The organism is Burkholderia sp. Bmkn7 (assembly GCF_041103175.1).
In the GTDB taxonomy this organism is placed as follows: Bacteria; Pseudomonadota; Gammaproteobacteria; order Burkholderiales; family Burkholderiaceae; genus Burkholderia; species Burkholderia cepacia.
The window spans coordinates 216,196-236,601 of the sequence record NZ_JBGCUH010000002.1 but is presented as its reverse complement, the minus strand read 5'-3'; the positions used below and the strand labels follow the sequence as shown (position 1 = coordinate 236,601).

Genomic DNA, 20,406 nt, shown 5'->3' with positions numbered 1-20,406 from the left:
TTCGACAATCGACCAACCGGCCCCTGCACTCGAGATTGTTTCGCCGTGAGCGTGTGTCGTGCCGATATCCCCTGTTTTGTTGCAAATCGCCAGAACTATTTCGATTTTGTCGACAATACGGCTAGCGTTCGGCCAGCTATTCGGCATATTAGGGGATGCCCGTAGGCGCTATGATACCGGCCTGACATCAGCGCCCACCGTTACGCAACGTCACGAAACGGTTATCCGGGCACGCTGGGGTGCCTTGCTTTCGCCATTTGCGCGTCGCACAAGGCGTTGACTGAAAAGAACGATATTCGGCCAGTACTCGATGATTGAAAACCAGCAGGAATCAGTTTCTCTGCGGCGCGCGTGCGCGTCGCTGGCCATGGCGGCGTTGCTTGCGGGGTGCGCGTCGCAACCGGATGCCATTCAGCGGAAAACCGGCTGGATGCGTGCGGAAGTCGCCGACTCCTATGTATATGCGTATCCGCTCGTGCTGATGGACGTCGCGAAGGAAGCGGCGACGGGCGGCGACGGCGCGCGGCCGGGGCAGGCGCCGCTCAACACGCTGCGCCACGCGCAGGCGCTTCCGCCCGTCGGCGCGGTCAATCCGCCGCTGCCGGGCGTCGACACGCTCGACTCGACCGGCTGGCTCGACGTCGCCGCCGAACCCGTGATCGTCACGCTGCCCGACACGCGCGGCCGTTACTGGGACGCGCGTGCGCTCGACATGTGGACGAACGTGCTGTGGTCGTCGTCGAGCGTGGCTGCACGCGGCACACGCGGCAGTGTGCGATCGCAAACGATTGCCTTCGCCACGAAGGACTGGCAGGGCACGCTGCCGAAGGGCGCGGTCCGGATCGACGTCCCGTCGGCCAACGCATGGCTCGAAGTCCGTCTGCAGACGAGCGGCGGGCGCGACCTGACGAACGTGAAGAAACTGCAGCGCGCGATCCGCGTGGTGCCGCTGTCCGTCTACACGGGCGCGGCGCGCGGCGCGTCGGTGGCGGTTCATGCGGGTAGCGCGCCGTCCGAGGCGGTGGGCGGCGGCACGCCGGCCGAGCAGGTGGCCGCGCTCGACCCGAAGGCGTTCTTCGCGCGTTTCGCGCAGGCGCTGCAGGACAACCCGGCGCCGGCCGACGACGCACACGCGCAGGCGTTGCTCGGCGACATCGGCGTGTCGGCCGGTTACCCGGTGCTGTGGACGGGCGACCGCCTCGCGGCCGCGACGGCCGGCGTCGCCGAGGCGCGCGCGCGGCTCGCGACCCCGCCGTCGAACCTGCTGAATGCGAACGGCTGGAGCTGGATCGGCGATACGGCCGGCAAGTACGGCCAGGACTACACGCTGCGCGCGTACGCGGCCTACACGCAGTTCGGCACCGCGACGCGCGACGACGAAACGCTCGCGGTCGTGCGTGTCGACAGCGACGGCCATCAGCTGAACGGAGCGAACCGCTACGTGCTGCATTTCGCGCCGGGCGCGCTGCCGCCGGTTCGCGCGTTCTGGACGCTCACGCCGTATGCGACGAACGGCGCGCTGCCCGACGTCGGGTCGGCGCGCCGCTCGCTCGGCGATCGCGACCGTCTGCGCCGCAATCACGACGGGTCGATCGACATCGTCGTGTCGGCGTCGCCGGGCGGCACGCATGCGGGCAACTGGCTGCCGGCGCCGCGCGCCGATTTCGCTCTCGCGTTGCGCCTGTACGCACCGAAGCCGCAGGCGAGCGACGGATCGTGGATGCCGCCCGTCGTCGTCCGGAAATGAACGGAGGGCCGGCGGCGTTGTCCGACCGGCGGGCGCGACGGCGCCCGAACCTCGTACCGTCACCTCCTGAGCCTATACTTTCGGGATAGCGTGCGCGGCCGACCGGTTCTCCGGTATGGCCGGCATCCCATCCCGAGGCATTCAAGCATGGCAAGCGCAGACAAAGAAACCGTACCCTCGACCCTCCATGCCCTCGGTGGCGTTGCACGCTCGCGCCGCACCCGGCGCATCGGCCTCGGCCTGCTGATCTTTCTCGTTTTATTCGGACTGCTCGGGTTCTTCGCGGCGCCGCCGCTGATCCGCCATATCGCCGAACAGCAACTGAGCCAGCAGCTCGACCGCCCCGCCACGATCCGGCGCATCGCGCTGAACCCGTACACGCTGAACCTCGAGGCCGACGGCATCCATCTCGGCGACAAGGGCGGGCAGGGCGACTTCATCGACATCGCGAAGCTCGTCGTGCGGCCGTCGTGGTCGTCGCTGTTCCGCGGCGCGCCGATCGTCAATGAAATCCGCCTCGACTCGCCGCAGTTCCATATCGTCCGCTACGATGCGCAGCGCTTCAATTTCACCGACCTGATCGAGAAATTCTCGACGCCGTCGCCCAAACCGGAAAGCAAGCCGACGCAGTTCTCGGTGTCGAACATCCAGGTCAACAACGGCCGGATCGATTTCGACGACCGCCTGCTGAACGAAAAGCACGTCGTCGACAACTGGACGCTCGGCATTCCGTATATCGCGACGCTGGCATCGAAGACCGACATCTTCGTCGAGCCGAAGCTGCGCGCGCGCTTCGACGGCAGCCCGATTGCGATCGACGGCAAGACCAAGCCGTTCGCGCAGTCGCGCGAATCGGAAATCGCGCTGAAATTCGACGGCCTCGACGTGCCGAAGCTGACCTCGTACGTGCCCGCGAAGCTGCCGGTGGCCGTGACGAGCGGCCTGCTGAGCAGCGATCTCAAGGTCGATTTCGTGATGAGCGGCGATACGCCCGCGCTGCGCGTATCGGGCACCGTCGACCTGAACGACGCGAAGGTGACGGACCACGCGTCCGCGCCGCTGTTCGCCGCGCGCGGCGTGCATGTCGCGGCGGCCAGCCTCGAGCCGCTGCGCAACGCGTTGCACTTCGACGAGATCCGGATCGACCAGCCGGTGGTCGACCTGTCGCGCGACAAGCAGGGCGTGCTGAACGTCGAGAAGCTCGCCGCGCAGCCGGCAGCCGGATCGAACGCCGCCGAGGGCAAGCCGGCGGCGCCGGGCGCCGCGCCCGCTTCCGCGGCTGCGGCAGCCGCCGCCAGCGGCGCAAAGGTCGAAGCCGTCGCGAAGGCGGCGCCGCCGCTCGACCTGACGATCCGCCATTTCGCGATCGACGACGGCACGGTCAACGTCGACGACCGCGTGCCGGCAACGCCGACCGCGCTGTCGCTCATGAAGCTTGCCGCGACGCTCGACGGCTTCTCGATGCAGGGCAAGACCCCCGCGAAATACACGCTGTCGACGTCGCTGTCGCGCGGCGGCGACGTGACGGCCGAAGGCACGTTCAATCTCGCGGAGAAGCAGGCCGACAGCAAGCTGACGGTCGCCGCACTCGCGCTGCCGGCGCTGCAGCCGTACCTCGGCGAGGCCACGCGTGCGCGCGTGCTCGACGGCACGCTCGGCGCCACCGTCAATGCGAAGGCCGACTGGGGCAAGACGCCGCTCGCCGCGCAGGTCGCCGACAGCACGGTCAGCCTGAAGTCGCTGAAGATCGCGACGCCCGACGCGAAGGCGCCCGCGATCGTGCTGCCCGACGCGAGCGCGAAGATCGCGAAGGTCGACGTGGCCGCGCGCACCGCGGAGATCGCGAGCGTCGACGCCAGCGGGCTCGCGCTCGACGTGCAGCGCCTGAAGGACGGCAGGATCGACCTCGCGGCACTGGCCGAACCCGCGCAGGCGTCGGTGCCGAAGCGCACGGTCGCGCGCAAGGCCGAGGCCGCCGCGCCGTCGTGGCATTACCGGATCGATGCGCTGAACGTGAAGGATTCGTCCGCGAACTTCACCGACCTGTCGACGCCGCGCCCGGTGAAGCTGGCGATCAAGCCGCTGGAACTGTCGGTGCAGAAGATCAGCGACGACATGAGCAAGCCGCTGCCCGTGCAGTTGAAGGCGACACTGAACCGCAAGGGCTCGCTGAACGTGACGGGCGACGTGACCGCGCAGCCGCTGAAGCTCGGCCTGAAGATCAACGGCAACCGCCTCGACGCGGCCGCGTTCGAGCCGTACTTCGGCAGCGCGCTGAACGCGACGATCGCCAGCGCGCTGCTCAACGCGCAGGGCAACCTGACGTTCGCGCAGGTGAAGGACGCCCCGCGCGCGACCTATCGCGGCGACGTCGCGCTCGTCGACGTGCGGATGCTCGACAAGGCGACCTCCGACCCGTTCGCGGGCTGGCGCTCGCTCGCGCTGACGAACCTGAAGGCGAACTACGACGAGAAGGGCACCGACGTCGACGCGGCGCGCGTGACGTTCTCGAACTTCTACGGTCGCGTGCTGCTCGATGCGCAGGGGCGGCTGAACCTGAAGGACGTGGTCGCGAAGGAGACGGGCCCGGCGCAGTCGCTCACGCGCGACGCGAGCAAGGGCGAACCGGTCCCGCTGTCGCCGGGCGTGACGCCGCCGGCTGCCGCGCAGGCCGCATCGGCCGCCGCCGCGCAGCAGGCGTCCGCGCCGGCCACCGCGTCGGCGACGGTGGTCGTGAAGGCCGCGCAGCCGCCGCAGAACCCGGTGCGGATGCATTTCGGCGAGTTGCTGCTGCAGAACGGCCGCGTCACCTACACCGACAACTTCATCAAGCCGAACTACACGGCGAACCTGGTCGCGATCAAGGGCACGGTCGGCGCGTTCGGCACGGATTCGACGACGTCCGCGCCGGTCGACGTCGCCGCGAACCTCGCGGGCAACGGGCCGATCTCGATCAAGGGTTCGGTGAACCCGCTGATCGAGAAACCGGCGCTCGACCTCACCGCGACCGCGCACGACATCGAGCTGACCAACCTGACGCCGTATTCGGCGAAGTACGCGGGCTACCCGATCACGAAGGGCAAGCTCAACGTCGACCTGCATTACGAGCTCGCGAACGACCAGCTGAAGGCGAACAACCACATCTTCATCGACCAGCTCACGTTCGGCGACCATGTGGAGAACGATACGGCGACCAGGCTGCCGGTGAAGCTCGCGATTTCGCTGCTGAAGAACACGCGCGGCCAGATCGACGTGAACCTGCCGGTGTCGGGCTCGCTGTCGAACCCCGAGTTCAGTGTCGGCGGGCTGATCTGGCGCGCGGTGCTGAACCTGATCGCGAAGGCCGTCACGTCGCCGTTCTCGCTGCTCGCGCATGCGTTCGGCAGCGGCGGCGAGGATCTCGGCTACGTCGAATTCGCGCCGGGCTCGTACCGGCTCGACGACGCGCAGCAGAAGAAGCTCGACACCGTCGTGAAGATGCTGACCGAGAAGCCGTCGATCCGCCTCGACCTGATCGGCCGCGTCGACCCGGCGAAGGACACGTCGGGGCTCGGCGACGCGTACGTCGAGCGGCTGGTGCGCCAGCAGAAGCTGAAGGACGTGATCGGGCAGGGCGAGAGCATCGACCCGATGTCGGTGAAGGTCGAGCCGGCCGAGTACAGCAAGTACCTGACGCGCGCGTACAAGGCCGCCGACTTCAAGAAGCCGCGCAACCTGATCGGCCTGCAGAAGACGCTGCCCGATGCCGACATGAAGAAGGCGCTCGCCGAACACGCGCCGGCCGACGACAACGCGCTGCGTGCGCTCGCGCAGCAGCGCGCGCAGGCCGTGCGCCAGTACCTCGACGGGAAGATCGATTCGAGCCGCGTGTTCGTCGTCGCGCCGAAGCTCGATGCGAAGGGCATCGACGACAAGGGCGCGACCACCCGCGTCGATTTCGGCCTGCAGTAAGCAGGCCGTCCGCCGCCGCTGCGCCCGTTCCTCCGTTCGGGCGCGGCGGCGCGCTGCCTTCAGCGCGCGGCGATCGCCGGTTCCTCGCGCTTGCCCAATTCCTTTTTCGCGGCCAGCGGCAGACGCGCGTCGTCCCACTGCGCCAGCCATTCGACTTCCTTCGCGGTGAACACCTGTCCGTAGTTGCGCAACGCGTACTGCAACGCGTCGACGACGTGGTGGCGAATGATTTCGGGGGTGCGTGCATCGTCCAGCACGAACCGGAGGGCTTCCAGGGTCGACATGCTCTTGCTCCGGGTCAGGGAAAACCCTTTATCACACGCCAATAGTCGCGCGCCAAGCCGGAAAAAAAATCGTGCGGCGGGTGACGCCGCGGACGGTTGGCCGATGCACCGCGGCGGTGCTTGCCGGTGAGCGCGCGAGTCCGCGACGTGCGCCCGGCCACGTTGGATTGCGACCGCATCGTGTCACTTGCGATTGGTTACGTTTGATAGAAAACAGAAAGCCCCGCTTCATGCGAGCGACCCACGGCGCAGCCATATTCTTGCGCGCCTGATGGCAAGTCACGCAGTTCAACGTCAATCGATGAGGTGGGGTGATCATGTCTTTCCTTGGTAAGCAGCGGAAGTGGGTGGGGATGGTGGCGGGCGCGCTGGCGCTCGCGGGCGCCAGCGCGCATGCGGCGCAGCAGGACGGCAACCGTCAGGACGAGGATCGCGGCCACGCGAACCGCGTCGTGAAGCACGTGCTGCTGATCAGCATCGACGGCCTGCACGAGCAGGATCTCGCGCGCTGCATCGGCGCGAACACGTGCCCGAATATCGCGGTGCTCGCGAAGAGCGGCGTGACCTACACGAATGCCTATACGCCCGGCCTGTCGGATTCGTTTCCGGGCCTCGCCGCGCTCGTGACCGGTGGCTCGCCGAAGACGGCCGGCCTGTTCTACGACGTGTCGTACGACCGCAACCTGTACGCGCCGGGCGACACGAGCTGTTCGGGCAAGCAGGGCTGGAACGTCGTGTTCGACGAGACGACCGGCATCGACGCCGAGAACGGCGGCGCGCTGGTTCACCTGAACGGCGGCGGCGCATTCAATCCGCAGGCGATCCCGAACGCGAAGGTCAACGGCAAGTGCGTGCCGGTCTATCCGCACAACTACGTGAAGACCAACACGGTGTTCGAGGCCGTGAAGGCGGGCATCCCGAACGCGACCACCGCGTGGGCCGACAAGCACGCATGGGGCTATGACTGGCTGAACGGGCCGTCGGGCACCGGCGTCGACGATCTCGCGCGCACCGAGATCAACTCGATCGACCCGGCGACGCAGACGGACTACACGGACGTCTATTCGCATACCGCGCAATTCGACAACCTGCACGTGCAGGCGCTGATCAACCAGATCAACGGCCGCGACTCGACGGGCACGAAGCGCGCGCCGGTGCCGACGCTGTTCGGCGCCGATTTCCAGACGCTGAGCGTCGCGCAGAAAGCGGTGGTGACGAAGGGCGGCGGCTACCTGGATGCGAACTTCACGCCGAACGGGCAGGTCGCGAACGCGATCACGTACGTCGACAACGCGATCGGCCATGTCGTCGAGGCGCTGAAGCAGGCGAACCTGTATTCGTCGACAGCGGTGATCGTCACGTCGAAGCATGGCCAGTCGCCGACCGATCACACGAAGCTCGTGAAGAACGGCGACACGCTGACGAAGCTGCTCGAAGCGAACAACTATCTCGACCCGAACGGCAACTTCGGCCAGAACAACACGAAGACGGGCAACCTGAACGACGGTTCGGGCCTGGTCGGCACGGGCTTCGTGCAGACCGACGACGTCGGCCTGATCTGGCTGCGCGACCGCAACCAGCGCACGGCCGTCGTGCAGACGCTGAAGGCGAACCTGGGCTGCAATGCGCCGGGGATCTGCGCGGACGGCCCGCAGGCGTACATCCTGTACGGCGCGGCGCTCGCCGAGCGGTTCGGCGATCCGGCCAACGGCCGCACGCCGGACATCGTCGTCCAGCCGAATCCGGGCGTGATCTATACGTCGAGCACGAAGAAGGACGAGGAGCACGGCGGCAACGCGCCGGATGACAGCCACCTCGGCCTGCTCGTGTCGTATCCGGGCCTGCATCGCGCGCGCACGGTGAGCGACACGGTCGGCACGAAGCAGGTCGCGCCGACGATCCTCGGGCTGCTCGGTGCCGACCCGCGCCTGCTGCATGCGGTGGTGGCCGAGAATACCGGCGTGCTGCCGGGGCTCGGTATCGGTCGCTGATGCAGCGTGCCGGATGCCGCCGTCGGGCGGCGTCCGGCACAGGGCGCGCGCGGCCGTGCGGCGGCGCGCGCCGTTTCCGACCTACGCGCGCGCCGATTCTTCCAGCATCCAGTTCCTGAACCGCCTCAACGCATCGCTCGTGTCGAGACGCTCCGGCGCGTAGCAGAGGTAGTGTCCCTGCGCGTCCACGTCGACCGGCGCGTCGAACGGCTCGACCAGCGTGCCGGCCGCGAGATTGTCGAGAATCAGGAAGCGCGGCACGAGGGCGATCCCGAGCCCGGCCTGTGCGGCCTGGATCAGCACCGAATACTGCTCGAAGCGCGGCCCGGCCAGCGCGTTCATCTGCGACGCGCGGTGACGCTCCGCCCATGCGGACCATGCGATCTCCGCCTGCTCGTGCACGAGGCGCGGTGCGGCCACGACATCGGCGGGCGCCTGCAGCGCATGCCGGTCGGCGAATTCGCGCGAGCAGACCGGCACGAACGTCCGTCCGCCCAGATAGTCGCTTCGCACGCCTTCCCATCCCCCGTCGCCGTAGCGGATCGCCGCGTCGAGCCCGAACGGAAACACGTCGCCGGGCGCGAGATGGCGACGAAAACTCAGCGTGACATCCGGCGCCGTGGCGAGAAAGCGCGTGAGCCGCGGCAGCAGCCACTTGGTCGTGAACGTCGGCACGCTCGCGATCGTCAGCAGGTCGCTGTTCTCGCGTGCGCTCAGCAGTTCGATCGACGCGTTGCCGATTTCGCGCAACGGCCCGACGACGCGCGCGTGATACACCTGGCCCGCCCGCGTGAGCGCGAGGCCGCGCCCCTCGCGCACGAACAGCTTCACGCCGAACAGTGCCTCGAGGTTCGCAATCTGGCGGCTGACCGCGCTCGGCGTCAGGCCCAGTTCGCGGGCCGCGTAGGAGAAGTTCAGGTACTTCGCGGAAGTGGCGAATGCATGCAGCTCCGCCACGTTCGGATACAGGTGCTTCATGGCGGGCTGTTCCGTCCTTGCACAGATCGATGCGCGCTTTTTACGTTTTTTTCATGACGATGCCATGTCGAAACCGCACACTGCGCCGGCTTCGACAACGCATGTGGACCACGTCCGGCGGGCGTTGTGCGATGTTTTCCCCGATCGTCAGCGAGTGTGTTCATGCATCCGTCAACCGCCCCGGCATTGGCCGACGGTGTTCCGATTCGTCTTAACAGACCGGCGCATCCGCGTGTCGGCCGCCTGTTGCTGCAGGCGCTGCTCGCGGTGTTCGCGCTCTACCTGCTGCTGCCGATCGCGTTGCTGCTGATCGGCGCCGTGGGTGAATCGTGGACGAACACGTTGCTGCCCACCGGTGTCACCGGGCACTGGTTTGCCGATCTGGCCGCGAACCGGAGCTTCACCCGCGCGTTCGGCACGAGCTTCATCGTCGCGCTGGCGTGCTGTGCGCTCAACGCGGCGATCGGCCTGCCGCTCGCGTACGCGCTGCACCACCGCGCGCAGGCCGGCGGCGGGTTCGCGACGCGCGTCGTGATGCTGATGCCGGTTGCCGTGCCGGCGCTGACACTCGGCTTCGGCTACATCGCGATCTTCAGCGGCGACACGCTGCCGTGGCTCGGCACGTTGCCGCTGATGATCGCGGCGCACGCGGTGCTGACGTTGCCGTATCTGCTGCAGACGCTGCTCGGCGACCTGCGTCACCTCGGCCTCGCGCGGCTCGAGGCCTGCGCGGCGACGCTCGGCGCGACGCCGCTGCGCCAGTTCGTCACGATCGTCCTGCCGAACCTGCGGCACAGCCTGTTTTCCGGCCTCGTGATGGTGGCCGCGCTGTCGATCGGCGAATTCCAGATCTCGAACCTGATCGCCGGCTTTCGCTACCGGAATTATCCGATCGTGTTGCTGCAGGCGTTCTACGGCGCGACAGGGATGGCGTGCGCGGCCACCGTCGTGCTGCTCGTGCTCGCCGTGCTCGCGACGCTCGTCTCCGTCGGCACCGTGCAACGTTTGAAGTGAGTCATCCATGAGTCTCGAATTCGAACACGTCAGCTTCCAGTATCCGGGCGCCCGTCACGGCGTCGACGACGTCACGCTGTCCGCCGCGCAGGGTGAACTGCTCGCGGTGATGGGGCGCAGCGGGTCCGGAAAATCCACGCTGCTGAGGCTCGCGGCCGGGCTGCTCGACGGCTGGCGCGGCCGCATCGCGATCGGCGGCGGCGACGTGGCCGGCGTGCCGGTGTGGCGGCGCGAAGTGGGAATGGTGTTCCAGCACTACGCGCTGTTCCCGAACCTGTCGGTCGTCGACAACGTCGCGTACGGGCTGAAGATGCGCGGCGTGGCGGCCGACCTGCGGCGCTGGCGCGCGCTCGACATGCTCGAGCGCGTCGGGCTGTCGGCCCATGCGACGTGCGGCGTCGCGATGCTGTCCGGCGGCCAGCAGCAGCGCGTCGCGCTTGCTCGGGCGCTCGTGATCGAGCCGAAGCTGCTGCTGCTCGACGAGCCGTTGGCGGCGCTCGATGCGGGCATCCGCCATCAGCTGCGCGACGAGATCCGTGCGCTGCAGCGCGCGTGCGGCGCGACGACGCTGTTCGTCACGCACGACCAGGACGAAGCGCTGAGCATGGCCGACCGCGTCGCGATCGTCGACGGCGGTCGCGTGCTCCAGGCCGGCACGCCGCGCGACCTGTACGAGCGTCCGGCTACCGCGCAGGTCGCGCGTTTCGTCGGGCATTCGACGCTGCTGCGCGGGCGGGTGCTCGCGCACGGCGAAATCGACGTGCGTTTCGCGACGCTGCGCGCGGAAACGGGAGCGCATCGACCGGGCGAGGAAATCGCGGTGCTGGTGCGGCCCGAGCATGTGCAGGCCGATCCGCCGATGCAGAGCACGAATCGCATCGAAGGCCGATGCGGAGAGGTGCGTTATTTCGGCGCGACGCAGCGCTATGACTTCATGCCGGACGGCTCGGCCGACGTGCTGCTGTGCGAGGGGCGCGAGCCCGCCGCGCACAGCATCGCGATCGAACCGCGTCATCTGCTCGTGTTGCCGGCATCGCCGGACGCGCACTGATTTCTTTCGTTCAACGGAGATTCACGATGCTTGCAGGCTCCCCCCTTGTGAAGGCCATGCGCGCCCGCGTGCTGGCGCTGTGCGCGCTCGCGGCGCTCTCTTGCGCGGCGGCGCAGGCCGCGCCACTGTATCCGGGCGAAGACGCGCTGTACGCGAAGGCGGCCGACGAAGGGCTCGTCGTGTCGTTCGATACCGGCCCCGAGTGGGCGAACTGGAAGGCGCTGTTCGCCGAATTCCGCAAGCGCTACCCGAAGGTCGAGATCACATACAACGACATCGGCTCGGCCGCGACCGTCGTTGCGCTCGACAAGTCGCGCCGCCGTCCGCAGGCCGATACCGCGTACTACTTCGCGGCGTCGGCGCTCGATGCCGCGGGCAAGGACGTCGTCGCGCCGTTCCGGCCGGTCAACTTCGACAAGCTGCCGGGCGTGTTCCGCTCGGCGGACGGCCGCTGGTTCGCCGTGCATTCGCTGAACATCGCGTTCCTCGTCAACCGGAAGCTCGTCAAGAACGTGCCGCAGCGCTGGTCCGATTTGCTGAAGCCCGAGTATCGCAACGCGGTGGTCTATCTCGACCCGCGTTCGACCGGGCAGGGCCAGGTCGCGGTGTTCGCGGCCGCGTATGCGAACGGCGGCAGCGTCGACAACCCGAAACCGGGCGCCGACTTTTTCGGCAAGCTGAAGCAGGCCGGCAACGTGCTGCGCGTCGAGGGCACGACGCCGTACGCGAAGTTCGTGAAGGGCGAGATTCCGATCCTGATCGGCTACGAGAACGACGGCCTCAAGGCGAAGTACGCGGATGGCATGGGCGACGCGGCCGACGTGGTGATTCCGCAGGACGGCAGCGTGTCGGCGCCGTATGCGATGAGTCTCGTGAAGAACGGCCCGAACCCGTCCGCCGCGCAGCTCTGGCTCAACCTCGTGATGAGCGACGTCGGGCAGGCGCTGTTCGCGCAAGGCTATGTGCGCCCGGCGGTGCCCGGCACGCCGGTCGCACCGGAGGTCGCGGCGAAGCTGCCGAACGCGCCGCAGGTGCGTCCGCTCGATGTCGCCAAGGCGGCGGGGCGCAAGGCCGAGGTCGACCAGCTCTGGTCGCAGGCCACGCTCGGCCAGTAAGGGGCGCGGGATGCAGGCTTCCTTGACGGAACGCGGCGTACTGCGCCGCTTCGGCGCGCTGCCCGCCGCGGCCTTGCTCGCAGTGTGCTTCGTGCTGCCGCTGGCCGCGCTGGTCGATGCGGCGTGCACGGACGGCGGTCGCGCGTTCACGGCGGTGTGGCGCGATCCGCTTGTCGTCGATGCGATCGCGCGCTCGCTGATGCTGGCGATCGGCGCCGGCACGCTGTCGGTCGGCGTGGGCGTGCCGGTCGCTTTCGCACTGGCCGGGCAGTCGCCGGCGCGCCGCCACTGGTCGCTCGCGCTGCTCGGCGTGCCGCTCGCGTTTTCCGGGCTGGTGATCGCGTACGGCTTCATCCTCGCATTCGGCCGCGCGGGCTTCGTGACCACGCTGCTGGCTGCGCTGGGCGCCGATCCGACCGTGGTCGGCGGCGCGATCTACACGATGCCGGGGCTCGCGGTCGCGTACGCGTACTACCTGATTCCGCGCGTCGCGCTGATGATCTACCCGGCGCTCGCGAATCTCGACCGGCGGCCGCTCGAGGCCGCACTGACGCTCGGCGCGCGGCCGTGGCGCGCGTGGCTCGACGTCGCGTGGCGCGAACTGTGGCCGTCGGTCGCGTCCGCGTGGTGCCTCGTCACCGCGATCGCGCTCGGCACCTACGGCACGGCGCTTGCGCTGGCCGGTACGCAGATCAATATCCTGCCGCTGCTGATGTATCTGAAGCTGTCGGACGGGCAAACCGATTTCTCGCAGGCGGCCGTGCTGTCGATCGTGCTGACGGCCATCTGTACCTGCGTTCTGGCACTAGGGGAAGGTCTTGTTCGCCAACGACGTCATTGAATCCGCGTGGTCCGGGCCGGTGCGCGACGCGCTCGCGCGACTCGCGCGGCGGCAACGCAGCGCACGCCGGCACCGGATGCCGGTCGGCTTGATCGGCCCGCGCGACGCGACGGATGAGCAGATGCGGGTCGCGGAACGGATTGCGTACGCGGTGGCGTCGACGGGCGTTGCGCTGGTTGGCGGCGGCAAGCAGGGCGTGATGGAGGCCGCCGCGCGTGGTGCGCACGCGGCTGGCGGCTGCGCGATCGGGCTGTTGCCCGAAGACGATGCGACGCTTGCGAATCCGTACCTGAGCGTCGCACTGCCGACCGGGCTCGGCATCACGCGCAATGCACTGGTCGCGCGTGCGTCGCTGTGCCTGATCGCAGTCGGCGGCGGGCTCGGCACGCTGTCCGAAATCGCGCTCGGGTTGCAGTGGGGCAAGCCGGTATTCACAATTTGCGGTGCGCCACAGGTCGCGGGCGTCGAGCGCTTCGACGACACGGACGCGCTCGTCGCGCGCGTCGCGCAGTGGCTGGCCGATTCGGCGTAACGCCGGCTCGCGCGTCGGGCACGGCCTTGAATTGACGCGCGCAACCCGCCATATTGGCTGCGTATCACCCGTTCAACGACGTACCGAGAGGATTGTTCATGCGCCTACTGCTTGCGCTGCTGCTGCCGTGGTTCCAGTTTTTCACGATCGGCCGCCCGATCGCCGGGATCATCTGCCTGGTCCTGCAACTCACGATCATCGGCTGGCTGCCGGCCGCGATCTGGTCGGTGTATGCGCTGAGCCAGTACAAGACCGACCGCAAGATCGACGCGGCGTTGCGCGAGCGGCGGTGAGCGGGCTCTGGCGGTAGCGGGAATCGTCAGGAGAAGCTTCCAGAAGCAGTTGTCATTTTGGCAGAAATTTATATAATTCATGCGTGCTTACCTGCATTATTTGTATAGATTTATGCGTAAATGAGGGCTTCCTGCACAATCCAGCTTCATGCCGATGGCAACTGGCACGATATCGGCAGCGTCACCCTGTTCGGCGAGCCTGACGAAGGGTGGCGCGGTCGCGCCTATTCGGGTTACGACGTCGAATGGATCGTCCGTCATCAGTCTGTTCGTGACGCGCACGCGATGTCATGCACGTTTCCGGTCGAACTCGAGCCGCTGGTGACGTCTCACTGGCCGGTTTTCCTGATCGATTTGTTGCCTCAGGGTTTCGGCCGCCAGGAACTGTTGCGCCGCCTCGATTTGCCGGAAACGGCAGAGGAGCGTGCCGACTGGCCACTGCTGCTGGCGGGAGCCGGTAATTCGATCGGCAATCTGCGGATCAAGGAAGCCGCGCAGTGGCTTGCCGAGCGCGAGGGGCCGCTGCAAGGTTTCACGGATGACGACGTGGCCATGCGCGGAGACGCATTCAGCGAATATCTCGCCGAACACGGATTCTTCGTTGCAGGCTCCTCGGGCGTGCAGGGTGAATGGCCGAAGCTGTTGCTGACCCGCGCCGACGACGGACTGCTCTATCTCGATCACACGCTGCCCGACGCGCGAGCGGTCGCGCACTACATCGTCAAGTTCGGGCGTGGCACCAACGAGCGTCTTGCACAGATCCTGCGCCACGAAGCACCCTACATGGCTTTGGCCCAGCGCCTGGGCTTGCGCGTGCATGCGCCGCTCACGCTGCGTGATCGGGCGTTATTCATCCCGCGGTTCGATCGCGCACGCGTCGGCGACGGTGTTGTCCGGTTGGCCCAGGAAAGCATTGCATCGTTGACGGGCAAAGCCGGTTTCGGTGTCGTGCCGAGTCACGACGAGGTATGTGCGCATCTCGTCCGGCAATGCACGAATCCCCACACCGAGGTTGCCGAGTACTTGTGTCGCGACGTCGCCAATCTCGCGTTGGGCAACAAGGACAATCACGCGCGAAACACCGCCTTGCAACGCGATTTCGACGGGCATGTTGCGCTGACGCCGCTTTTCGACTTTGCACCGATGTATCTGCATCCCGACGGCATTGCGCGACGCATTCGGTGGGAAGGAAATGACGGCGGTCGGCCGGATTGGGAGCGGGTGCTCGATGCGGTTGTCCGGTCGAGCGAGCAGCACGCGGGAGAGGGGCAACCCGTGCTGGATCGTGACGCATTGCGTGCGCGGCTCCGTGCAATGGCGCCGCGTTTGCAGGAGATCGCCGATCAGGGGGCGGATCTGGGCCTGGAACCCGATGTGCACGCATTTCTCAAACCGGGCCTGGAGCGGCTGGCCCGTGAACTGGATGCGTTGCGCTGAGCGCGAACGACACCATGGACAAACGCTATAACGCGATGTCGCTTCCGGAACAGCTCGCGCTGAGGCGGCAAGCGATCGAGGACGTGCTGGCGCACCCCGAATGGTCGCTGCGTGAATCGGTGCGCCATCTGAAGAAGACGATGCGGCTGACGAGCGCCGAAATGGCCAAGCTCGCAGGCGTGTCGACCAAGACGATTCAGGATATCGAGCAGGGCCGCAGTGACGGGACGGTACAGACGATGAATCGCATCTTTGGCATGCTGGGGCTCAAACTGGGTGTGGTGCGGCAGAACGCATAGCCCGGTAATGCCTATCGCCGGTTACTGCGGCGGCGGCCCATCCAGCGCCTCGGCCCGCGCGAACAGCCAGTCGATGAACGTGCGCAGCGCCGGATCGTCGTCGTTGCGATACAGGCAATGAAACGGCGGCCCTTCCAGGTGGACTTCCGGAAACAGCGCGATGAGCCGGCCGCGAGCGAGATCGTCGCGCACCACCGCGCGCGGCGCGAGGCATACGCCGAGCCCGCTTGCGGCGGCCTGGACCAACAGGAAAAACTCGCGATAGAACGGCCCGCGCAGCGTCTCGGTGGCGTCGGTGCCAGCCTGGTGGAACCAGTATTGCCACGCCTGCGGCAACCCCGCGTAGTGGAGCAGCGGCGCATCGCGCAGGTCCGCCGGCACGCGTACCCGTTCGAGAGCGGGATGGCCGGGCGCACACACGGGTAACGCGATATTCGCGAGCAGCGGGCGCGACACGAAACCCTTTCGACGCAGCTCCGGCGTATAGCGGCGGATCACGATGTCGCACGTCTCGTCGAACTGGTCGCGCTCCATGTCGGCGCTCGTGACGAGCTGCACGTCGATGTCGGGATGCGCGGCCTGGAACACGGCCAGTTGCGTCAGCAACCATCCATGCGCGAATGACACGGATGCATTGATCCGCACCGAATGGCCGCCGACCGGTTCGAACATCTGCCCCGTCGCCTGCGCAAGCCGGCCGAGGCAGCTCGCGACGTCGACGAGGTAATGCCGCGCGCGCGGCGTGAGCCGCAACGAGCGCCCGTCGCGTTCGAACAGCTTCTGCCCGAAGAACGATTCGAGCACGCGGATCTGCTGCGCGACCGCGCTCTGGGTCACGTTCAGTTCGTCGGCGGCGAGGGTGAGGCTCTGCAGGCGGCCGGCAGCTTCGAAGCTGCGCAGCGCGTTCAGGGGCGGCAATCGGCGCATCGTGAGATCGCGAAGAAAAGCTACACAGTGGGTCAAAAAATGTCGTTTGTGGCGGCCGGGGCGCCTCCCTATCATGGCGCCGACAGGAGAGAACGCCCCGATGACGATCATATCGCCACCCGACGCCCGGGCAACCGGATTTCGCCACCGTCTTCGCGTCCGGCGCGCGGCACGTCGTGCGACGAACCGCCCGGCCGCGGTGCCGCCCGTGCACGGCCGCGGCGCGCTGGCGCTCGCCTGTGCCGGACTGTTCGCGGCGCTGACCGGATGCGCGACGAAACCCGCCAACGAGCGGCAGATCGGCGACGGCGGATCGCTGGTGCGCTACAGCTCGAGCCAGACCGAAGTCGACCTGACCGATGCCGAGCAGCAGACGCTGCGCATGCTCAGCGACCGCCGCTATGCGGACGCGACGCAGGCGCGCGTGCTCGACGCGGTGGCCGGCGCGCTGCGTGCGCAGGGTTATGCGCCGGTGACGGTCGATCGCGATTCGGGGCTGGTGGAAGCGGGGCGCAGCGACACGCTGATCCCGAAGTGGCGTCAGCTGCTGCGCGGCGCGCTGAAGGCGCGCATCGGGATGCTGCCGACCAAGCCCGATCATGAACGCGTGACCGCGATCGTGACGGTTCGGGCGGGGCGGGACGCGCACGTCGCGATCGTGCGGGCGCGATTCGATCGTACGGTGTGGGACAGCGCCGGCGATTCGCGTACCAAGACCGTCATGGAGCCCGAGTACTACCAGGCGTTTTTCGCGGAAGTGGACAAGGCGATGTGCGCGACGAAGTGCGAGCAGTGAGCGGGGCGCGCGCCGGCGCGTGAAAGCGTGAATGCCGGGGAGGAGGATCGCCACGGCGGCGTGCCGGTGGCGACGGTGGCGAGCCGGAGGCGGATTGCGCGGAACGGGTCCGGCATGCGCCCCGGCGTGCAGCGCGGAAGGGGCCTACTTCACCGCAAACAGCGTCAGGTTCATGAAGATCTTGAACGCGTAACCGAGCGTGACGGCGCCGATCACGCCGCCGGCCCACAGCACGACGAACCACATCCAGCCGCGCATCCGCGGCCGGGGGGCCGCGGCGGCGGAGCGCCCGGCGGAATCAGTGGTGGTAGTAATGCTGGTCTTCATGGCGCACCTTGCCTCGGAATACCCAGTAACCCATCGTCGTGTAGGCGATGATGATCGGGAGGATAACCGCTGCGCCGACCAGTGTGAAGGTCTGGCTGGAGCGCGGTGCCGCGGCTTCCCAGATCGTCATCGTCTGAGGAATCGCATACGGGAACAGCGTGACGAGCAGGCCGACGTAGCCGAGCAGCACGAGCGCCAGCGCGAGCACGAACGGCGTCATGTCATGCCGGTTGCGCACCGCGCGGCGCATCCACACCGCGCACGCGGCGACCAGGAACGGCACCGGCAGCAGGCGCCAGAACAGCCCCGAATCGAACCAGCGCTGCGCGATGGCCGGGTCCTGCAGCGGCGTCCACAGGCTGACGACTGCGATGAAGCCGAGCAGCACGAGCGTCAGCGGCCACACGACGCGATGGAGGCGCCGCTGCAGGTCGCCTTCCGTCTTCGCGACGAGCCAGCAGCAGCCGAGCAGCGCGTAGGTCACGATCAGGCCGAGGCCGGTCAGCAGGCTGAACGGCGTGAGCCAGTCGAAGGCATCGCCCGCGAACACGCCGTCCTTCACGTTGATGCCCTGCAGGAACGCGCCGAGCGCGATCCCCTGGAACAGCGTCGCGCCGGCCGAGCCGCCGATGAACGCCAGATCCCACAGCTGCTTCGTGCGCCGCGCCTTCGCGCGGATCTCGAACGACACGCCGCGGAAGATCAGGCACACCAGCATGAAGATCAGCGGCAGGTACAGCGCCGACAGCACGGTCGAATAGACGACCGGGAACACCGCGAACAGCCCGGCGCCGCCGAGCACGAGCCACGTCTCGTTGCCGTCCCACACGGGCGCGACCGTGTTCATCATCAGGTCGCGTTCCTTCTCGTCCGGAAAGAACGGGAAGACGATGCCGATGCCGAGGTCGAAGCCGTCGAGCACGACGTACATGAAGAGCCCCAATGCGATGATCGCGGCCCAGATTACGGTGACGTCCATAGGTTTTCTCGTATGCGGAATGGGGTGGACCCGGGGTGGGCTCAGACGGTCTCGATCAGCTCGTCGACGGCCGACATCGGGCGGCGCGCGGTGTGATCGGGGCGCGTGTCGGGCATGTCGTGTTTCGGGTCGTGCTTCACGTCGGGCAGCGCGGGGCCGGCCTTCATCAGCTTCAGCATGTAGTACACGCCGGTGCCGAACACGAGGACGTACACGATCACGAACGTCATCATCGACAGGCTGACCTGCTGCACCGACAGCGGCGACACCGCATGCGCGGTGCGCATCACGCCATACACGACCCACGGCTGGCGGCCCGCTTCGGTCGTGACCCAGCCCGCGAGCAGCGATACGAAGCCGGTCGGGCCCATCACGAGCGCGAAGCGCTGGAACCACTTCGATTCATACAGGCGGCCGCGGCGGCGCAGGAGCCACGCGAGCGCGGCGAGGCCGATCATCGCGATGCCGAGGCCGACCATGATCCGGAAGCTCCAGAACACGACCGTCGAGTTCGGGCGGTCTTCCGGCGGGAAGTCCTTCAGCCCGCGGATCTCGCCGTCCCAGCTGTGCGTGAGGATCAGGCTGCCGAGGTGCGGCACCTTCACCGCGTAGCGGGTCGTTTCCGCCTTCATGTCCGGGATGCCGAACAGGTTGAGCGCGGTGCCGCCCTTCTCGGTTTCCCACAGCCCTTCGATCGCGGCGATCTTCGCGGGCTGGTGTTTCAGCGTGTTGATGCCGTGCTGGTCGCCGATCACGGCTTGCAGCGGTGCGAGCACGAGCAGCAGCCACAGCGCCATCGAGAACATCTTCTTCACGCCCTTGTCGCGACGGCCCTTCAGCAGGTGCCATGCGCCCGTCGCGGCCACCACCAGCGCGGCGACGATGAACGCGGCGATCGCCATGTGGAACAGGCGGTACGGGAACGACGGGTTGAAGATGATCGCGAACCAGTCGGTCGGCACGACGCGGCCGTCGACGATCTCGAAACCCTGCGGCGTCTGCATCCAGCTGTTCGACGCGAGAATCCAGAACGTCGAGATCAGCGTGCCGATCGCGACCATCAGCGTCGCGCCGAAGTGCGCGCGCGGGCTCACGCGGTTCCAGCCGAACAGCATGATGCCGAGGAAGCCGGCCTCGAGGAAGAACGCGGTCATGACCTCGTACATCAGCAGCGGCCCGGTGACCGCGCCGGCGAAGCTCGAGAAGCCCGACCAGTTCGTGCCGAACTGGTAGCTCATCACGACGCCGGAAACGACGCCCATCCCGAACGCGACCGCGAAGATCTTCGACCAGAACAGGCAGAGGGTTTTGTAGTACTGCTTGCCGGTTTTCAGCCAGCGATATTCGAGGACGGCGATGAAGCTGGCGAGGCCGATGCTCAGCGCCGGAAAGACGATGTGAAAGGAGACGGTGAACGCGAATTGCAGGCGGGCCAGATCGAGGGCCGAAAGAGCGGTGTCCATACCAGTTGACCGAGGCTGACGATACCCGCCGGCGGGTGCCGGCGGACCCCGGCGGACGGGCGTCGGGGTTGGCTGGAGTATGGGCCGCGATGTTGCACCGCGAAATGCGCCAACTCGTCGCAGATGTCCAGCCCGTCTCTCGCGATTCCGGGGTAAATCGTTGATTCGTATCAAGAAGGCTGTTTGCGGCGCGCGCGGCCCCGGCGTGGCGGTCTGACGCACGTGCGTCAATATGGCGCGTCGCGTCATCGGAACGGTTCGATGCGGGCGCGAACGCTGCGCGACACCGCCCCGCTCGGCGCCCGCGCGCGGCCGAACCGTTGCGGTGCGTTATCGCGTAACGCACGCGCTCGTGCCGGCGGGCCGCGGTTGATGGGGTCT

General features: G+C 67.5%; 18 protein-coding genes. 12 read left to right on the top strand and 6 right to left on the bottom strand.

Annotation, left to right across the window (positions count from 1 at the left end; all coding sequences use genetic code 11):
• Positions 1-310 precede the first annotated feature (310 nt).
• Both AB3K92_RS06915 and AB3K92_RS06910 read left to right on the top strand, forming a co-directional pair.
• Entirely contained in the window at positions 311-1,747 is a 1,437-nt protein-coding gene (locus AB3K92_RS06915) for a DUF1254 domain-containing protein (protein WP_369464718.1), read from the top strand.
• A gap of 147 nt (positions 1,748-1,894) precedes the next feature.
• The gene (locus AB3K92_RS06910; protein ID WP_369464717.1) at positions 1,895-5,698 is read left to right on the top strand and encodes a DUF748 domain-containing protein; all 3,804 of its coding nucleotides are present in this window, start codon (positions 1,895-1,897) and stop codon (positions 5,696-5,698) included.
• A gap of 59 nt (positions 5,699-5,757) precedes the next feature.
• On the opposite strand, the gene AB3K92_RS06905 is transcribed toward AB3K92_RS06910, so the two are convergent.
• Positions 5,758-5,982, bottom strand: a complete 225-nt coding sequence (locus AB3K92_RS06905) for a hypothetical protein (protein ID WP_027790361.1) — start codon at positions 5,980-5,982, stop codon at positions 5,758-5,760.
• Between the two features lie 311 nt (positions 5,983-6,293).
• Between AB3K92_RS06905 and AB3K92_RS06900 the strand changes: the two genes are divergently transcribed.
• A complete protein-coding gene (locus AB3K92_RS06900; protein WP_059590921.1) occupies positions 6,294-7,973 on the top strand; it encodes an alkaline phosphatase family protein in 1,680 nt (559 codons plus the stop codon).
• A gap of 81 nt (positions 7,974-8,054) precedes the next feature.
• Here the strand turns inward: AB3K92_RS06900 and AB3K92_RS06895 are convergent, their stop codons facing one another.
• A complete protein-coding gene (locus AB3K92_RS06895; RefSeq protein ID WP_369464716.1) occupies positions 8,055-8,951 on the bottom strand; it encodes a LysR substrate-binding domain-containing protein in 897 nt (298 codons plus the stop codon).
• 162 nt (positions 8,952-9,113) lie between these two features.
• Between AB3K92_RS06895 and AB3K92_RS06890 the strand changes: the two genes are divergently transcribed.
• The 8 genes from AB3K92_RS06890 (at position 9,114) to AB3K92_RS06855 (ending at position 15,533) form a co-directional block, all read left to right on the top strand.
• A complete protein-coding gene (locus AB3K92_RS06890; protein ID WP_060228862.1) occupies positions 9,114-9,965 on the top strand; it encodes an ABC transporter permease in 852 nt (283 codons plus the stop codon).
• 7 nt (positions 9,966-9,972) lie between these two features.
• A complete protein-coding gene (locus tag AB3K92_RS06885) occupies positions 9,973-11,016 on the top strand; it encodes an ABC transporter ATP-binding protein (RefSeq protein ID WP_369464715.1) in 1,044 nt (347 codons plus the stop codon).
• A gap of 26 nt (positions 11,017-11,042) precedes the next feature.
• Complete coding sequence (locus tag AB3K92_RS06880) at positions 11,043-12,131, top strand: extracellular solute-binding protein (protein ID WP_048023558.1); 1,089 nt, start codon at positions 11,043-11,045, stop codon at positions 12,129-12,131.
• A gap of 10 nt (positions 12,132-12,141) precedes the next feature.
• On the top strand, positions 12,142-12,972 hold the full coding sequence (locus tag AB3K92_RS06875) for an ABC transporter permease (RefSeq protein ID WP_369464714.1): 831 nt from the start codon (positions 12,142-12,144) through the stop codon (positions 12,970-12,972).
• 76 nt (positions 12,973-13,048) lie between these two features.
• A complete protein-coding gene (locus tag AB3K92_RS06870; RefSeq protein ID WP_224052235.1) occupies positions 13,049-13,504 on the top strand; it encodes a TIGR00725 family protein in 456 nt (151 codons plus the stop codon).
• Positions 13,505-13,602: 98 nt separating this feature from the next.
• Positions 13,603-13,797 carry a YqaE/Pmp3 family membrane protein gene (locus AB3K92_RS06865; protein WP_048023552.1) on the top strand — a complete coding sequence of 65 codons (195 nt, stop codon included), beginning with the start codon at positions 13,603-13,605 and terminating at the stop codon, positions 13,795-13,797.
• Positions 13,798-13,917: 120 nt separating this feature from the next.
• Positions 13,918-15,234: a type II toxin-antitoxin system HipA family toxin gene (locus AB3K92_RS06860; RefSeq protein ID WP_048023549.1), complete on the top strand. Its 1,317-nt coding sequence runs from the start codon at positions 13,918-13,920 to the stop codon at positions 15,232-15,234.
• A gap of 14 nt (positions 15,235-15,248) precedes the next feature.
• Positions 15,249-15,533, top strand: a complete 285-nt coding sequence (locus tag AB3K92_RS06855) for a helix-turn-helix domain-containing protein (RefSeq protein WP_048023547.1) — start codon at positions 15,249-15,251, stop codon at positions 15,531-15,533.
• A 21-nt stretch (positions 15,534-15,554) separates the two neighbouring features.
• Here AB3K92_RS06855 and AB3K92_RS06850 read toward each other — a convergent pair whose 3' ends face one another.
• Positions 15,555-16,460, bottom strand: a complete 906-nt coding sequence (locus tag AB3K92_RS06850; RefSeq protein ID WP_369464713.1) for a LysR substrate-binding domain-containing protein — start codon at positions 16,458-16,460, stop codon at positions 15,555-15,557.
• A 100-nt stretch (positions 16,461-16,560) separates the two neighbouring features.
• On the opposite strand from AB3K92_RS06850, the gene AB3K92_RS06845 reads away from it, so the two are divergent.
• Complete coding sequence (locus tag AB3K92_RS06845) at positions 16,561-17,256, top strand: hypothetical protein (protein ID WP_048023544.1); 696 nt, start codon at positions 16,561-16,563, stop codon at positions 17,254-17,256.
• 144 nt (positions 17,257-17,400) lie between these two features.
• Here AB3K92_RS06845 and AB3K92_RS06840 read toward each other — a convergent pair whose 3' ends face one another.
• From AB3K92_RS06840 to AB3K92_RS06830, 3 genes are read right to left on the bottom strand one after another with little or no spacing between them, the layout of a single operon-like run.
• On the bottom strand, positions 17,401-17,583 hold the full coding sequence (locus tag AB3K92_RS06840; protein ID WP_042978028.1) for a hypothetical protein: 183 nt from the start codon (positions 17,581-17,583) through the stop codon (positions 17,401-17,403).
• The gene (cydB, locus tag AB3K92_RS06835) at positions 17,555-18,562 is read right to left on the bottom strand and encodes a cytochrome d ubiquinol oxidase subunit II (RefSeq protein WP_021163567.1); all 1,008 of its coding nucleotides are present in this window, start codon (positions 18,560-18,562) and stop codon (positions 17,555-17,557) included. The genes AB3K92_RS06840 and cydB overlap by 29 nt, the downstream gene beginning before the upstream one ends.
• Before the next feature lie 41 nt (positions 18,563-18,603).
• Positions 18,604-20,025, bottom strand: a complete 1,422-nt coding sequence (locus tag AB3K92_RS06830; RefSeq protein ID WP_369464712.1) for a cytochrome ubiquinol oxidase subunit I — start codon at positions 20,023-20,025, stop codon at positions 18,604-18,606.
• Positions 20,026-20,406 lie beyond the last annotated feature (381 nt).

Excerpts from the sequence above, each read along its gene's own strand:
- AB3K92_RS06880 (WP_048023558.1), top strand. The coding sequence starts at position 11,043 with ATGCTTGCAGGCTCCCCCCTTGTGAAGGCCATGCGCGCCCGCGTGCTG.
- AB3K92_RS06890 (WP_060228862.1), top strand. The coding sequence starts at position 9,114 with ATGCATCCGTCAACCGCCCCGGCATTGGCCGACGGTGTTCCGATTCGT.
- cydB (WP_021163567.1), bottom strand. The coding sequence starts at position 18,562 with ATGGACGTCACCGTAATCTGGGCCGCGATCATCGCATTGGGGCTCTTC.
- AB3K92_RS06910 (WP_369464717.1), top strand. The coding sequence starts at position 1,895 with ATGGCAAGCGCAGACAAAGAAACCGTACCCTCGACCCTCCATGCCCTC.
- AB3K92_RS06905 (WP_027790361.1), bottom strand. The coding sequence starts at position 5,982 with ATGTCGACCCTGGAAGCCCTCCGGTTCGTGCTGGACGATGCACGCACC.
- AB3K92_RS06840 (WP_042978028.1), bottom strand. The coding sequence starts at position 17,583 with ATGAAGACCAGCATTACTACCACCACTGATTCCGCCGGGCGCTCCGCC.
- AB3K92_RS06850 (WP_369464713.1), bottom strand. The coding sequence starts at position 16,460 with ATGCGCCGATTGCCGCCCCTGAACGCGCTGCGCAGCTTCGAAGCTGCC.
- AB3K92_RS06865 (WP_048023552.1), top strand. The coding sequence starts at position 13,603 with ATGCGCCTACTGCTTGCGCTGCTGCTGCCGTGGTTCCAGTTTTTCACG.
- AB3K92_RS06845 (WP_048023544.1), top strand. The coding sequence starts at position 16,561 with ATGACGATCATATCGCCACCCGACGCCCGGGCAACCGGATTTCGCCAC.
- AB3K92_RS06860 (WP_048023549.1), top strand. The coding sequence starts at position 13,918 with ATGAGGGCTTCCTGCACAATCCAGCTTCATGCCGATGGCAACTGGCAC.
- AB3K92_RS06830 (WP_369464712.1), bottom strand. The coding sequence starts at position 20,025 with ATGGACACCGCTCTTTCGGCCCTCGATCTGGCCCGCCTGCAATTCGCG.
- AB3K92_RS06885 (WP_369464715.1), top strand. The coding sequence starts at position 9,973 with ATGAGTCTCGAATTCGAACACGTCAGCTTCCAGTATCCGGGCGCCCGT.
- AB3K92_RS06870 (WP_224052235.1), top strand. The coding sequence starts at position 13,049 with ATGCCGGTCGGCTTGATCGGCCCGCGCGACGCGACGGATGAGCAGATG.
- AB3K92_RS06895 (WP_369464716.1), bottom strand. The coding sequence starts at position 8,951 with ATGAAGCACCTGTATCCGAACGTGGCGGAGCTGCATGCATTCGCCACT.
- AB3K92_RS06855 (WP_048023547.1), top strand. The coding sequence starts at position 15,249 with ATGGACAAACGCTATAACGCGATGTCGCTTCCGGAACAGCTCGCGCTG.
- AB3K92_RS06915 (WP_369464718.1), top strand. The coding sequence starts at position 311 with ATGATTGAAAACCAGCAGGAATCAGTTTCTCTGCGGCGCGCGTGCGCG.
- AB3K92_RS06875 (WP_369464714.1), top strand. The coding sequence starts at position 12,142 with ATGCAGGCTTCCTTGACGGAACGCGGCGTACTGCGCCGCTTCGGCGCG.